Genomic DNA, 12,586 nt, shown 5'->3' with positions numbered 1-12,586 from the left:
ATGAATCAGGACAATCTGATCGAAATCCGCGACCTGGCCGTCGAATTCGGCATCGGTGATCGCGTGCAACGGGTGGTCGAAGGCGTGAGTTTCGACATCAAGCGCGGCGAAACCCTGGCGCTGGTGGGCGAGTCAGGCTCGGGCAAGTCGGTGACGGCGCATTCGATCCTGCGCCTGCTGCCCTACCCGCTGGCGCGGCATCCGGCCGGCAGCATCAATTATTCCGGGCAGAACCTGCTGGAGCTGAGTGAAAAGACCATTCGTCATATCCGTGGCAACCGGATCGCGATGATTTTTCAGGAGCCGATGACCTCGCTCAACCCGCTGCACTCGATCGAGAAGCAGATCAACGAGGTGCTGGGCATCCACAAGGGCCTGACCGGCAAGGTCGCGACCAAGCGTACGCTGGAGTTGCTGGAGATGGTCGGCATCCCCGAGCCGCACAAGCGCCTCAAGGCCCTGCCCCACGAATTGTCTGGCGGCCAGCGTCAGCGGGTGATGATCGCCATGGCCTTGGCCAACGAGCCGGAACTGCTGATTGCCGACGAACCGACCACTGCGCTGGACGTGACCGTTCAGCTGAAAATCCTCGACCTGCTCAAGGAATTGCAGGCTCGATTGGGCATGGCGCTGTTACTGATCAGTCACGATTTGAACCTCGTGCGAAGAATTGCGCATCGTGTATGTGTCATGCAGCGCGGTTGCATCGTCGAACAGGCATCGTGCGAAGAGCTGTTCCGTTCGCCGCAGCATCCGTACACTCGGGAACTGCTTGGCGCGGAGCCCAGCGGAGGCCCGGCGAGCAATAAAATCGGGGCGCCGCTGCTTGAGGTCGAGGATCTGAAAGTCTGGTTCCCGATCAAGAAAGGCCTGCTCAAGCGCACGGTGGATCACGTCAAGGCAGTGGACGGCATCAATTTCAGCCTGCCCCAGGGTCAGACCCTGGGGATCGTGGGGGAAAGCGGTTCCGGTAAATCCACCCTGGGTCTGGCGATCCTGCGATTGATCGGCAGCCAAGGCGGGATCCGTTTTGAGGGCAAGCAGCTAGACTGCCTGACGCAGAGCGAGGTCCGGCCGCTACGCCGGGAGATGCAGGTGGTGTTTCAGGACCCGTTCGGCAGCCTGAGCCCGCGGATGTGCGTGAATGACATCGTTGGCGAAGGCCTGCGGATCCACAAGATGGGCACCGCCGCCGAGCAGGAAGCGGCGATTATTGCGGCATTGAAGGAGGTAGGTCTGGATCCGGAAACCCGGCACCGCTACCCCCACGAATTTTCCGGTGGGCAGCGGCAGCGGATTGCCATAGCCCGGGCCCTGGTGCTCAAACCGGCGCTGATCCTGCTGGACGAGCCGACCTCGGCCCTCGACCGGACGGTGCAGCGGCAAGTGGTGGAGCTGTTGCGTTCACTGCAAGCCAAGTACAACCTGACGTATTTGTTCATCAGCCATGACCTGGCTGTCGTCAAAGCGCTGAGCCACCAGCTGATGGTGGTCAAGCATGGCCAAGTGGTCGAACAGGGAGACGCGCAAAGTATCTTTGCCGCCCCCCAACATCCGTATACACAGCAGTTGCTGGAGGCCGCTTTCCTGGCACCAGCTACTGCGCAATAACCTGAAAGAGGAGCAACACATGGGTTTTCTCGCCGGTAAGCGCGTACTGATCGTCGGTGTCGCCAGCAAGCTGTCCATCGCATCCGGCATCGCTGCCGCCATGCATCGCGAGGGCGCTGAGCTTGCCTTCACTTATCAGAACGACAAACTGAAAGGTCGCGTAGAAGAGTTCGCACAGGGCTGGGGTTCGAGCCCTGAGCTGTGCTTCCCGTGCGACGTGGCCAGCGATGAAGAAATCGCCAAGGTCTTCGAAGAACTGAGCAAAAAGTGGGACGGCCTGGACTGCATCGTGCACTCCGTCGGCTTCGCCCCGGGCGACCAACTGGACGGCGACTTCACCGAAGCCACCACCCGTGAAGGCTTCCGCATCGCTCACGACATCAGCGCCTACAGCTTCGTGGCCCTGGCCAAAGCCGGTCGCGAAATGATGAAAGGCCGCAACGGCAGCCTGCTGACCCTGTCCTACCTGGGCGCCGAGCGCACCATGCCGAACTACAACGTGATGGGCATGGCCAAGGCTTCGCTGGAAGCCGGCGTGCGTTACCTGGCCGGCTCCCTGGGCCCGGACGGCACCCGCGTCAACTGCGTATCGGCCGGCCCGATCCGCACCCTGGCCGCTTCCGGCATCAAGAACTTCCGCAAGATGCTGGCCGCCAACGAAGCGCAAACCCCGCTGCGCCGCAACGTCACCATCGAAGAAGTCGGCAACGCCGGCGCCTTCCTGTGCTCCGACCTGGCGTCGGGCATCAGCGGTGAAATCATGTACGTGGACGGCGGCTTCAACACCACCGCCATGGGCAACATTGAAGAGTGATCTTCGGCTAGGCGATAAAAACCGCCTGCTCTGGCGAATGCCAATCAGTTAAGCCTCGTTGCTTGACCCTTGGCCGCAAGAAATCAAAATCCGATGCCTGAATAGGCATCGGATTTTTTTATGCGTTTGGCTCGGGCATTGGAGCTGACCCACAACTTCGTCTCGACTCCCGATTCCCTCTAGGGATTGGACTCGTTGCTTGACCCCTCTCTGGTCGAGCAGGCCTTGGAACACGAAACAATCAACCTAAAACACCAAACACTTTTGCTTCCGGTGTGCCATCCGATGAGTGTTCATCGGTGGCAATAATGATTCGGCTGGTATTGTTTTGAATAACGCAGTCGCGCATACGCCCCTCGAGCCGCTGAGCAATGCCACCGTTACCGAACCCGGTATCGGGCTGCCCATTTTCAAGAAGTCGCAAACAGTACATCTGTGAGCCACGAGCACCTGAATGTCCCGTTACAACAATCTTTTCATCCGCCTGCACAACAACACCTCCAATGACAATGTATCTCGGGTCCAGATCCACCAAACGAGGCGCACCATTGTTGAAGGTCGGATCAAGCACGCCGTTACGCTCGAATCGCAGGATCGCGAGGCGTTTTTCACCATTGGCGATACCAACCATAGTACTCATGACAATTTTATTGCCGCTCACCGCCAGCCTGCCGAACTGACTTTCTTGGTCGTATTCCCAGACCCCCTTGTCAGCGAAGGTTGTTTTCGGTGTTCCATCCCGGTTATAGCTGGCCAGGACAGCCCTGGAATGAATTTGGTTGTCAGATATACGTTTGATTGATCCCAACAGAACAAATCCTCCATCCGGCAACGCGGCGATGCCTTCGACTTGTGAGTACTCGCCTTTGAATCTCACCTCAAGTTTGCCGGCAACGCCAAAGCTCAAATCAGGATTACCACCCGTGTCATAACAGCGGACAACCCCCACTCGATCAACAGTTCCGCCAGCCGAATCAGCCTCAGTGAAACTTTGCACCAGCAAGACTACCCCGTCGGCAAGAATGCATCCCTCTGCAATATCAGTGACAACGCTATGACCTGGAGGAAGAGGATCAACAGGCAAAGGAAAGTTCTTTGTTCCGAAAACCAGATCCGAGCTTCCTGAAGAATTGAATCGTGAAATCGCTGCCAACCTGCCAAAACTTGGGCCGACTTCACCTACGACCAGGAACTTGCCGTCGGGTTGAATCAGAATGCTGGACGCCGCACAATTTCCAGTTTCAAGGAATGACCAGTCGAAAGAGGTGAACACAGGGTCGTCGGAACCGTCAGCCCTGGCTTGGTTTATCCGCACTGAATTATTGTCGGCACTGATTACATAAAGCAGCTTGTCTGTGCCTATGTTTGCGACACTGAAACATGCCCCCTCACCTGCCTCTATTTTTCCCTGATTGGCAAAAAGTACGTCTAACTCTCCAGATGTCTGCTGTGAATTGATGGGCACATTCATGGCAACTCCCTCAGCGGCTATATTCCTGCCTGAGATATAGCGAGAGCGCTCTCCCTACAACGCGGAATGTTCAATTTGACCATACCGACCTTAGCTTTGATCCTTGCCAAAAACCACTGTCAAATATGCCAGTTGACTTTCGTTGAATAGCAATGCAATCCACCGGCCATCCGACTATTGAGGCGCCAGTCTTCTGCGTGCAGACAATTTTCAAACACCTGCCGACTTCAATTTCTTTGCTCATCAATTGGTGATTCACCTGGCGCCGGAGAACGCCTCGCAGGAAGCCGCGCATACAACTTGAAATAAGCCTGCTGTGGGAGCGAGCCTGCTTGCGATGACGCCAGCACTAACAACGCTTCAAAGCCTGCTTGTGCGCATACATCGCCTCATCCGCGTCCGCCAACAGCTTATCCACGGTGTCATGGCGCTGCGGGTTGTATTCGATCTGGCCGACGCTGAAGCGAATCGCGTAGCCGCGGTGCAACGTGGCATTGCGTTCTTCGAGGATTTCCTTGAGTCGCGCCATGATCGCCGTGGTTTCGACATGGCTCGAGCCGGTCAGCAACGCCACGAACTCATCACCGCCTAGCCGTCCCACCACATCGCTCTCGCGAAACGCGATGCGCAGCACATCGGCGAAAGTCTTGAGCGCGCTGTCGCCCTCGGCGTGCCCATAAAGGTCGTTGATCTGCTTGAAATCATTGAGGTCGAAAAACAGCAGCGTCGCCGGTCTTTCCAGCCGCGCGCAGGCGTCCAGCGCGTGCTGGGCGAGCATCTTGAAGCCGCGACGGTTGGACAGCAGCGTCAGCTCGTCCATGCTCGCCATCTGCACGGCCATCAGTTCCTGCTCGGCCATGCCCGCCAGATCGCGCAGCAGGGCGCGCTCCTCTTCGTCGAGATCGCGGGGTTTGGTGTCGATCAGGCACAAGGTGCCCATCTTGTTGCCGCTGGGTACGGTCAGCGGATAACCGGCGTAGAACCGGATGTTCGGCTCCCCGGTAACCAAAGGGTTGTCGTGGAAACGCTCGTCCTCTCGGGCGTCAGGTACTAGCATGAGCTCGTCCCTGAGAATCGCATGGCCACAGAATGAAATAGAGCGTGGCGTTTCGGTCGTGTCCAGACCCACGCAGGACTTGAACCATTGCCGCTCCTTATCCACCAGCGTGACCAGCGCGATCGGCACGTTGAACAGCCGCTTGGCCAGTCGCGTCAGCCGGTCGAAGCGCTCTTCCGGTGCGGAATCGAGCAATTTCAAATCATGCAGCACTTGAACTCGGACAGCTTCATTGGCGGGTTTGCCGGGTACCAGCATCACACACTCCTTTGTCGTCGATGCAGTTGAGCGTAGCCCGAATCAGCAATGACTCAACTTCTCATCCGCCGGTCACCGGACATGGTCCGCCCGCATCGGCCCAGAGTTTGAACTGGGTCACGAAGATATCGTGCGGCACCGGCACCGGCGCGCGCCCTGCGCCGGGATTCCAGCCCCAGAGCACCAGTTTGTCCTCGCTGACGTGTTTGATCAGCGCGGCGAAGTCCCGGTCGCCGTTGCTGGCGCGGTCCTTGATCATTGCGCACAAACGATCCGGCGGCAGACCGATCCAGGCCATTTTGTGGGCGGCCGGCGGCAGGCTCCAGTGCGGCGCGCCCGGTGGCGCATGGGGGCCGTAACTGGCCGGCGGATTGCTTTCGGCGTGGCAAGTGGCACAGGGCAAACCGGCTGCGCCTTTGCCGTCCATGCCGCGCACCACGTTCATCGCGTGGGGGATGCCGGCGTCGAACTGCAACGGCGAATCGCCGGGAATGTGACAATTCTGGCAGCGCGGGCTCTGGAAGACTTTCTGCACCGTGCCGAAAGCTTTCAAGGCTTCCTGATCGTCGGCAAACAGATCCGACGCGTAACCGCCCAGCCCAAGCAGAATCACCGTGCCCAACAACAGATGTCGTTTCATCTCACACCCCCGACATTTGCAGTGGCAGTTCCCGCAGGCGCTGCCCGGTCAGGGCGAACACTGCGTTGGCCACCGCCGGCGCCGTGGGCGGCACACCGGCCTCGCCGATGCCGCCGGGTTTCTCGCTGCTCGGCACGATGTGTACCTCGACCAGCGGCATTTCATTGAGCCGCAACACCTGATAGTCGTGATAGTTGGACTGCACGACATGGCCGTCCTTGAGGGTCAGTTTGCTGTGCAGCGCCATGCCCAGGCCGAAGGTGATGCACGACTCCATCTGCGCCGCGATGCTCTGCGGGTTGACCGCAATTCCGCAGTCCACCGCACAGACCACCCGGTGTACGCGGATCGCCAGATTGTCCTGGGACACCTCGGCCACTTGCGCCACATAACTGCCGAACGACTCATGCACCGCCACGCCCAGCGCATGGCCGTCCGGCAGCGGCGCTTTCCAGTTGGCCTTCTCCACCGCCAGGTTCAGCACGCCGAGATGCCGGGCATGATCCTTGAGCAGCGTTCGTCGGTACTCCACCGGATCCTTGCCCGCCGCCGTGGCCATTTCATCGATCAGCGATTCCATGACAAACGCGGTATGGCTATGGCCCACCGAACGCAGCCAGAGCACGTTGATCCCGGTGGTCGGCGAGTGCAGATCAACCTGATGATGGGCCAGGCCCTTGATGTACGGGCTGTCGGAAACGCCCTCGACCGAGGTCTGGTCGACGCCGTTCTTGACCATGGTTTTCTCGAGCATGGTGCCGGCCATGATCGACTGCCCAACCAGCACGTGCTGCCAGGCCAGCGGCAGGCCGTCGGCGCCGAGGCCGATCTTCGCCTGATGCAGAAACATCGAGCGGTAGTAACCACCGCGAATATCGTCTTCACGCGACCACACGGTTTTCACCGGCATCGCGGCAGCCTTGGCCACTTGCACCGCTTCGGCGACAAAATCCGAGGTCGGGTTGGCTCGGCGACCAAAACCGCCACCGAGAAATTCGGTGTGAATCTCCACCTGCTCCGGCTTGAGCCCGGTGATCTTGCCGGCAACCATCTGATCCAGCGTCTGGAACTGGGTGCCGGTCCAGATCTCGCACTTGTCGGCGCTGATCTTCACCGTGCAGTTCAGCGGCTCCATCGGCGCGTGGGCCAGGTACGGCACGCTGTATTCGACATCGATTTTCTTCGCTGCCTTGCCGAAATTGCCCTTGGCATCGCCGGCCTGCGCCGCCGAGGTGCCCGGTGTAGCCGCCAGTTTGCGGAAACTCGCCAACAACTTTTCACTGCTCAGATCAGCGTTCGGCCCCAGGTCCCAATCGACCTTCAACGCATCGCGACCGAGCTTCGCCGCCCAGTAATGCTCGGCGACCACCGCCACACCGGTCGGCACTTGCACCACTTTGTGCACGCCGGGAATCGCCAGGGCTTCTGCGCCCTCAAAGGATTTCACCGTGGCGCCGAACGCCGGCGCGCGCGCCACCATCGCGGTCATCAATCCGTCGAACTGCACGTCCATGCCGAATTTGGCGCGACCGGTGATTTTTTCCGGGGTGTCGAGGCGTTTGGTGGGTTTGCCGATGACTTTCCAGTCCTTGGCTTCCTTGAAGGTGATCGACTTCGGATCCGGCACCGGCAGTTGCCCGGCGGCGTCCGCCAGTTCGCCGTAGGTGGCGCGGTTGTCGCCGGCAATCACCACGCCGGATTCGGTGCGAATCGTCGACGGTGCCACATTGAAACGCTTGGCCGCCGCTTCGATCAGCATCTGCCGCGCGGTGGCGCCGGCGAGCCGGTAGCGGTCGAACTCCATCCAGGTTGAAGTGGAGCCGCCGGTAATCTGCATCCCGCCAAACGCAGGCATGCCGTAATCGGCAGCCGAAGCCGGGGAATGCTCGACGCGGATCTTCGACCAGTCGGCGTCCAGCTCTTCGGCGATCAACATGGTCAGGCCGGTCCAGATGCCCTGGCCCATTTCCGAATGGCCGAGCAGCACAGTGACGCTGTTATCTGCCGCGATGCGCAGGAACGCGTTCGGCGCAAAGACCTTGCCTTCGTTCTCGGCCGCCATGGCGAACCGGTTGCCGCCAGGCACCACGAACGCCACCACCAGACCACCGCCAAGCACGGCGCTGCCCTTGAGAAATCCGCGACGGGATACAGGACTGTTCATCACTCACCTCCCCTCGCTCAGCCGATGTCGGCGGCACGTTTGACCGCCGCGCGGATTCTTGGGTACGTGCCGCAGCGGCAGATGTTGCCGGAGAGCGCCTGATCGATATCGCTGTCGGTGGGTTTGGGGATTTTCGCCAGCAACGCGGCGGCGGACATGATCTGCCCGGACTGGCAGTAGCCGCATTGCACCACGTCCAGTTCGGCCCAGGCCTGCTGCACCGGGTGCGAACCGTCGCTGGACAGGCCTTCGATGGTGAGGATTTTCTGGCCATGGGCGACGGCCGTGGCCGGGGTGATGCAGGAGCGCAGCGGTGCGCCATCGACGTGCACGGTGCAGGCACCGCACTGGGCCATGCCGCAGCCGAATTTGGTACCGGTCAGGTGCGCGACATCGCGCAGGACCCAGAGCAACGGCATGTCCGCGGGGACATCGAGCTCCTGATCCTTGCCATTGATGTTCAAGGTCAGCATCGGGGACTTCCTCAGACTCACGGTGTTCTGAAGGGCGCTGCTCCGGCCATCGTTGGCGGTGCGCGCCTCGGCTTATCCCTTTCAGCTAAGCGCATTTTGACCCGACGACCAGCCGCCGCGACCACCGGTCATCCGGCACCGTTCGGAAAATCATCGATCAGGGTGTCGTTTTTGCTCCTACAGTTGATACCGCTTGTCACCGCAAGAACTGCCCTTTCACACTTTCCAGGAGTCGCGAACATGGGATTTGTCACAACGAAAGACGGCGTCGAAATCTTCTACAAGGACTGGGGGCCCAAGGACGCCCCGGTCATTCACTTCCACCACGGCTGGCCGCTGAGTGCGGACGACTGGGATGCGCAGATGCTGTTCTTCCTGGCGCAGGGGTTCCGGGTCGTGGCCCATGATCGACGGGGTCACGGGCGTTCCAGCCAGGTCTGGGACGGTCACGACATGGATCACTACGCCGACGATGTGGCGGCGGTAGTCAATCATCTGGGGACGCAGAAAGCCGTGCATGTGGGCCACTCCACCGGTGGCGGCGAAGTGATTCACTACATCGCCCGGCATGGCGAGGATCGGGTATCGAAAGCCGCGATCATCAGCGCCGTGCCACCGCTGATGGTGAAAACCGACAGCAGCCCCGGTGGTTTGCCCAAGTCGGTGTTCGACGATCTTCAGGCGCAACTGGCAGCCAATCGTGCGCAGTTCTATCGCGACGTGCCCAGTGGGCCGTTCTACGGCTACAACCGCCCCGGCGCCAAGCCATCGGAAGGGATCATTGCGAACTGGTGGCGCCAAGGCATGATCGGCAGCGCCAAAGCTCACTACGACGGCATCGTTGCCTTTTCCCAGACCGACTTCACCGCTGACCTCAAAAGCATCTCGATTCCGGTGCTGGTGATGCACGGCGACGACGACCAGATCGTGCCCTATGAGAACGCCGGCGTGCTGTCGGCGAAACTGCTGAAAAACAGCACGCTGAAGATCTATCCGGGCTTCCCCCACGGGATGCCGACCACCGAGGCTGCGACGATCAACGCGGATCTGCTGGCGTTCATTCGCGGCTGATCATACCCGCCGGGGTCAGGCGCCCTGCCTGACCCCGGCTATTCTTCGGTTCGCCCCGTTCTCTCACGATCGCGCACGTAGTGTCTGGCCAATGGAAAGGCCGGTAGCCACGACTCGCGACGCACCGTCCACAGCTCGTACGTGGGCTGGAATTGATCCGGTGCATCCAGCGCGCCGAGATTGACCTCGACTTCATCGCCGCTGCGGCCGAACACCGACGAGCCACAGCGCGGACAGAAATGCCGCCCCGCATAGTCACGGGTTTCACCGCTGATCGTCACAGCATCCTCGGGAAAGATCGCCGACGCGGCAAACAGCGCGCCCTGGTGTTTGCGGCAGTCAAGACAATGGCAAACGCCAACCCTGTAGGGTCGCCCCGACGCCTCGATCCGCACCTCGCCGCACAGACAACCGCCGGTCAATCGGTCCATGGGACACCTCCGCCTGAAAATGGAATATCCGGTGAGTGAAAATAGCAGCCCATTGGGGGAACGCTTACAATCGTGGCCCATTAACACTATCCAGGCAGACCTGTCCTTTCATGGCGCTCGATCCTCTCACGATGCTCACCATTTCCACCGCCCTGGCCGCGGCGGCCGCCCTGTATCTGGCGGTCGAATGGCGCAGTATCCGCGAATCTTCCCTGCTGTTCTGGAGCGCCGGTTTCGCCACCATCACCGTCGGCTCGAGCCTGGCCCTGTTGCGCGCCAACGGTTATCCGCTGATCGGCATCTGGTTCGCCAACGGTTTGCTGGTGGTCGCGCACTGGCTGTTTCTGCTGGGGGTCGCGCGGTTTACCCAGCAGCGGTTGTCGCGGGCCTGGTACTTGATGTTCCTGCTCTGGCTGGCGTTGCTGCTGTTACCGGAAGATCCGTCGTGGTCGAAGATCATGTTGATGGCCAACTCGCTGCTGGTGGCCGCATTGATGCTGCGAGCCAGCCTGTTGCTGCGCCCGCACGGCAAATCATTGAGCGTAGGCGCGGTGCAGTTGCGTTATGTGTTGCTGATCCACGGCGCGTTCTATTTCACCAAGGCGATCATCGCGGTGATTCCCGGCACGCTGATCGATCTGGCGTCGCTGCGCGGCGAGATCATTCAGATTTCCCTGGTCGAAGGCGCGATGGCGATCATGCTGATCGCGCTGTCGATGACCGGCACCGAGCGCTACCGGCGGGAAAAGCAGATTGCCGAACTGGCCGCCCGGGACCCGCTGACCGCGCTGTACAACCGCCGCGCCCTGGAAGTCCGCGCGCCGCGTCTGCTCGACGAAGTCTCCAGCGCCCGCCCCGGCGCGCTGCTGCTGATCGACATCGACAATTTCAAACTGATCAACGACCTGTACGGCCACACCGCCGGCGACCGGTTGCTTATCGCCCTCAGCGAAATGATCCGCGCGGTGCTGCCCAAAGGCGCGCTGGCAGCAAGGCTGGGCGGTGACGAATTCGTGATGCTGCTGGGTGATGCGTCCCACGCACAGATCATGGATCTGGGCTGTGCGCTGCGTGAGCAGTTTCAGCAGATGACTTCCCAGACCTACACCACCCCGCAGGCCGTCACCCTGAGCATCGGCGCCAAGGTGTTCGATCAGCCGCCGGCCAGCCTCGCGGCGTTGATCGAACAGGGCGACAGCGCGCTCTACGAATCCAAGCGCGGCGGTCGTAACCGGATTCAGCTGGCCGACTACACCTGACCTATCCTTGCCTGCATCCCGCGATCCCGGAGTCCGTCATGTCCTCGCCTGAATCCACCCTGCTCCAGAGCTGGCACCACAACGCCCGGGCCTGGACCGAAGCCGTGCGCAGCGGCGCCATCGAGAGTCGCCGGCAGGTGACCGATCAGGCCATGCTGCTGGCGGTGATGGGGCGCCAGCCCGAACGGGTTCTCGATCTGGGATGCGGTGAGGGCTGGCTGTTGCGGGCGCTGGCCGAGCGCGGGGTCGACGCGTTAGGCGTGGACGGTGATCCGACGCTGATCGAGGCCGCGCGCGAGGCAGGATCATCGCCCGCGCAGGTCGCCAGCTACGAAGATTTGGTTGAGGCGAAGGTCGACATTGGCCGCGATTACGACCTGATCTGCGCCAATTTTTCCCTGCTGCATCAGGACATCATTCCGCTGCTCGCGGCGATGCATGCACTGCTCGTGCCGGGCGGTGCGTTGGTGATCCAGACGCTACATCCGTGGTCGGTGGCTGCCGGTGATTATCAGGACGGCTGGCGGGAAGAAACCTTCGACGGACTCCAGGGCGATTGGCAGCCGATGCCGTGGTATTTCCGCACCTTGTCCAGCTGGCTCAATGCGCTGGACATGGCCGGCCTGCAGTTGACCGGCCTGCGCGAGCCGCAGCATCCGCAAAGCCCGGTGCCGCAGTCGTTGCTGATGATTGCCGAGCGTCGCGGGTAAACCCTGCAGCCTCGGCTTGATTCGCAGCAACCGACCATTCGGCCCGTTGCGCTGCCAGCCGACCACAGACTGACTACGCTATTAATCCAGCGTGTCCAACCTGCCGAGGATGACTGCCATGCAACGCTTTCAAAAGCTGACGCCGTGCCTGTGGTTCGACGATCAGGCGGAAACGGCGGCGAAGTTTTACTGCTCGATCTTCGATCATTCGAAAATCACCGCCCTCACCCACTACAGCAAGGTCGGCCAGGAATTCCACGGCCGCCCGGAAGGCTCGGTGATGACCGTCAGTTTCGAACTCGACGGCCAGACCTTCACCGGACTCAACGGCGGCCCGGTGTTCACGTTCAACGAGGCGATTTCGTTTCAGGTCAATTGCCAGAACCAGGAGGAAGTCGACCATTTCTGGGGCAACCTCAGCGCCGGCGGGCCGGTGCAAGCGCAGCAATGCGGCTGGCTCAAGGACCGGTTCGGCGTGTCGTGGCAGATCGTGCCGGTGGCGTTCATGCACATGATGACCGACCCCGACCAGACCAAAGTCCAACGGGCAATGCAGGCCATGTTCGGGATGAAAAAACTCGACATCGCCGAACTGGAACGAGCCTTCGCCGGCCAGAGCTAAGCCGC

The 12,586-nt window shown here is 60.9% G+C and carries 12 protein-coding genes and 1 pseudogene; 7 read left to right on the top strand and 6 right to left on the bottom strand.

Going from position 1 to position 12,586, the window contains the following annotated elements; genetic code table 11:
* Together AC07Y2_RS16645 and fabI are read left to right on the top strand one after the other, a co-directional pair.
* Complete coding sequence (locus AC07Y2_RS16645; protein ID WP_103386486.1) at positions 1 to 1,611, top strand: ABC transporter ATP-binding protein; 1,611 nt, start codon at positions 1 to 3, stop codon at positions 1,609 to 1,611.
* Between the two features lie 19 nt (positions 1,612 to 1,630).
* Positions 1,631 to 2,425, top strand: coding sequence for an enoyl-ACP reductase FabI (gene fabI, locus AC07Y2_RS16640; protein WP_003202751.1), 795 nt, complete (start codon positions 1,631 to 1,633; stop codon positions 2,423 to 2,425).
* 241 nt (positions 2,426 to 2,666) lie between these two features.
* On the opposite strand, the gene AC07Y2_RS16635 is transcribed toward fabI, so the two are convergent.
* A complete protein-coding gene (locus AC07Y2_RS16635; RefSeq protein ID WP_103386487.1) occupies positions 2,667 to 3,896 on the bottom strand; it encodes an NHL repeat-containing protein in 1,230 nt (409 codons plus the stop codon).
* Positions 3,897 to 4,119: 223 nt separating this feature from the next.
* Here AC07Y2_RS16635 and AC07Y2_RS16630 point away from each other — a divergent pair.
* Positions 4,120 to 4,194, top strand: a pseudogene (locus tag AC07Y2_RS16630) (VOC family protein); the annotation flags it as partial.
* A gap of 51 nt (positions 4,195 to 4,245) precedes the next feature.
* Here AC07Y2_RS16630 and AC07Y2_RS16625 read toward each other — a convergent pair.
* From AC07Y2_RS16625 to AC07Y2_RS16610, 4 genes are all read right to left on the bottom strand, one after another.
* The gene (locus AC07Y2_RS16625) at positions 4,246 to 5,211 is read right to left on the bottom strand and encodes a sensor domain-containing diguanylate cyclase (protein ID WP_103386488.1); all 966 of its coding nucleotides are present in this window, start codon (positions 5,209 to 5,211) and stop codon (positions 4,246 to 4,248) included.
* 61 nt (positions 5,212 to 5,272) lie between these two features.
* Complete coding sequence (locus AC07Y2_RS16620; protein ID WP_103386489.1) at positions 5,273 to 5,851, bottom strand: hypothetical protein; 579 nt, start codon at positions 5,849 to 5,851, stop codon at positions 5,273 to 5,275.
* A gap of 1 nt (position 5,852) precedes the next feature.
* Positions 5,853 to 8,015 carry a xanthine dehydrogenase family protein molybdopterin-binding subunit gene (locus tag AC07Y2_RS16615; RefSeq protein ID WP_074687855.1) on the bottom strand — a complete coding sequence of 721 codons (2,163 nt, stop codon included), beginning with the start codon at positions 8,013 to 8,015 and terminating at the stop codon, positions 5,853 to 5,855.
* Between the two features lie 17 nt (positions 8,016 to 8,032).
* Positions 8,033 to 8,488, bottom strand: coding sequence for a (2Fe-2S)-binding protein (locus AC07Y2_RS16610; RefSeq protein ID WP_007956954.1), 456 nt, complete (start codon positions 8,486 to 8,488; stop codon positions 8,033 to 8,035).
* Between the two features lie 240 nt (positions 8,489 to 8,728).
* On the opposite strand from AC07Y2_RS16610, the gene AC07Y2_RS16605 reads away from it, so the two are divergent.
* The gene (locus tag AC07Y2_RS16605; protein WP_039770835.1) at positions 8,729 to 9,559 is read left to right on the top strand and encodes an alpha/beta fold hydrolase; all 831 of its coding nucleotides are present in this window, start codon (positions 8,729 to 8,731) and stop codon (positions 9,557 to 9,559) included.
* A 38-nt stretch (positions 9,560 to 9,597) separates the two neighbouring features.
* Here the strand turns inward: AC07Y2_RS16605 and AC07Y2_RS16600 are convergent, their stop codons facing one another.
* Entirely contained in the window at positions 9,598 to 9,990 is a 393-nt protein-coding gene (locus tag AC07Y2_RS16600; RefSeq protein ID WP_039770837.1) for a GFA family protein, read from the bottom strand.
* Positions 9,991 to 10,100: 110 nt separating this feature from the next.
* On the opposite strand from AC07Y2_RS16600, the gene AC07Y2_RS16595 reads away from it, so the two are divergent.
* The 3 genes from AC07Y2_RS16595 to AC07Y2_RS16585 all read left to right on the top strand — a co-directional run bounded on the left by AC07Y2_RS16595 (position 10,101) and on the right by AC07Y2_RS16585 (position 12,581).
* Positions 10,101 to 11,249 carry a GGDEF domain-containing protein gene (locus AC07Y2_RS16595; RefSeq protein WP_039770838.1) on the top strand — a complete coding sequence of 383 codons (1,149 nt, stop codon included), beginning with the start codon at positions 10,101 to 10,103 and terminating at the stop codon, positions 11,247 to 11,249.
* A 38-nt stretch (positions 11,250 to 11,287) separates the two neighbouring features.
* Positions 11,288 to 11,959, top strand: a complete 672-nt coding sequence (locus AC07Y2_RS16590) for a class I SAM-dependent methyltransferase (RefSeq protein ID WP_103386490.1) — start codon at positions 11,288 to 11,290, stop codon at positions 11,957 to 11,959.
* A 118-nt stretch (positions 11,960 to 12,077) separates the two neighbouring features.
* The gene (locus AC07Y2_RS16585; protein ID WP_074687852.1) at positions 12,078 to 12,581 is read left to right on the top strand and encodes a VOC family protein; all 504 of its coding nucleotides are present in this window, start codon (positions 12,078 to 12,080) and stop codon (positions 12,579 to 12,581) included.
* The last annotated feature ends 5 nt before the right edge of the window (positions 12,582 to 12,586 follow it).

Source organism: Pseudomonas sp. GW456-12-1-14-TSB6 (assembly GCF_059424205.1).
Note: the sequence above shows the minus strand (reverse complement) of the source record. Positions and strands in the feature narration are given on the sequence as shown.

Excerpts from the sequence above, each read along its gene's own strand:
- AC07Y2_RS16645 (WP_103386486.1), top strand. The coding sequence starts at position 1 with ATGAATCAGGACAATCTGATCGAAATCCGCGACCTGGCCGTCGAATTC.
- fabI (WP_003202751.1), top strand. The coding sequence starts at position 1,631 with ATGGGTTTTCTCGCCGGTAAGCGCGTACTGATCGTCGGTGTCGCCAGC.
- AC07Y2_RS16635 (WP_103386487.1), bottom strand. The coding sequence starts at position 3,896 with ATGAATGTGCCCATCAATTCACAGCAGACATCTGGAGAGTTAGACGTA.
- AC07Y2_RS16625 (WP_103386488.1), bottom strand. The coding sequence starts at position 5,211 with ATGCTGGTACCCGGCAAACCCGCCAATGAAGCTGTCCGAGTTCAAGTG.
- AC07Y2_RS16620 (WP_103386489.1), bottom strand. The coding sequence starts at position 5,851 with ATGAAACGACATCTGTTGTTGGGCACGGTGATTCTGCTTGGGCTGGGC.
- AC07Y2_RS16615 (WP_074687855.1), bottom strand. The coding sequence starts at position 8,015 with ATGAACAGTCCTGTATCCCGTCGCGGATTTCTCAAGGGCAGCGCCGTG.
- AC07Y2_RS16610 (WP_007956954.1), bottom strand. The coding sequence starts at position 8,488 with ATGCTGACCTTGAACATCAATGGCAAGGATCAGGAGCTCGATGTCCCC.
- AC07Y2_RS16605 (WP_039770835.1), top strand. The coding sequence starts at position 8,729 with ATGGGATTTGTCACAACGAAAGACGGCGTCGAAATCTTCTACAAGGAC.
- AC07Y2_RS16600 (WP_039770837.1), bottom strand. The coding sequence starts at position 9,990 with ATGGACCGATTGACCGGCGGTTGTCTGTGCGGCGAGGTGCGGATCGAG.
- AC07Y2_RS16595 (WP_039770838.1), top strand. The coding sequence starts at position 10,101 with ATGGCGCTCGATCCTCTCACGATGCTCACCATTTCCACCGCCCTGGCC.
- AC07Y2_RS16590 (WP_103386490.1), top strand. The coding sequence starts at position 11,288 with ATGTCCTCGCCTGAATCCACCCTGCTCCAGAGCTGGCACCACAACGCC.
- AC07Y2_RS16585 (WP_074687852.1), top strand. The coding sequence starts at position 12,078 with ATGCAACGCTTTCAAAAGCTGACGCCGTGCCTGTGGTTCGACGATCAG.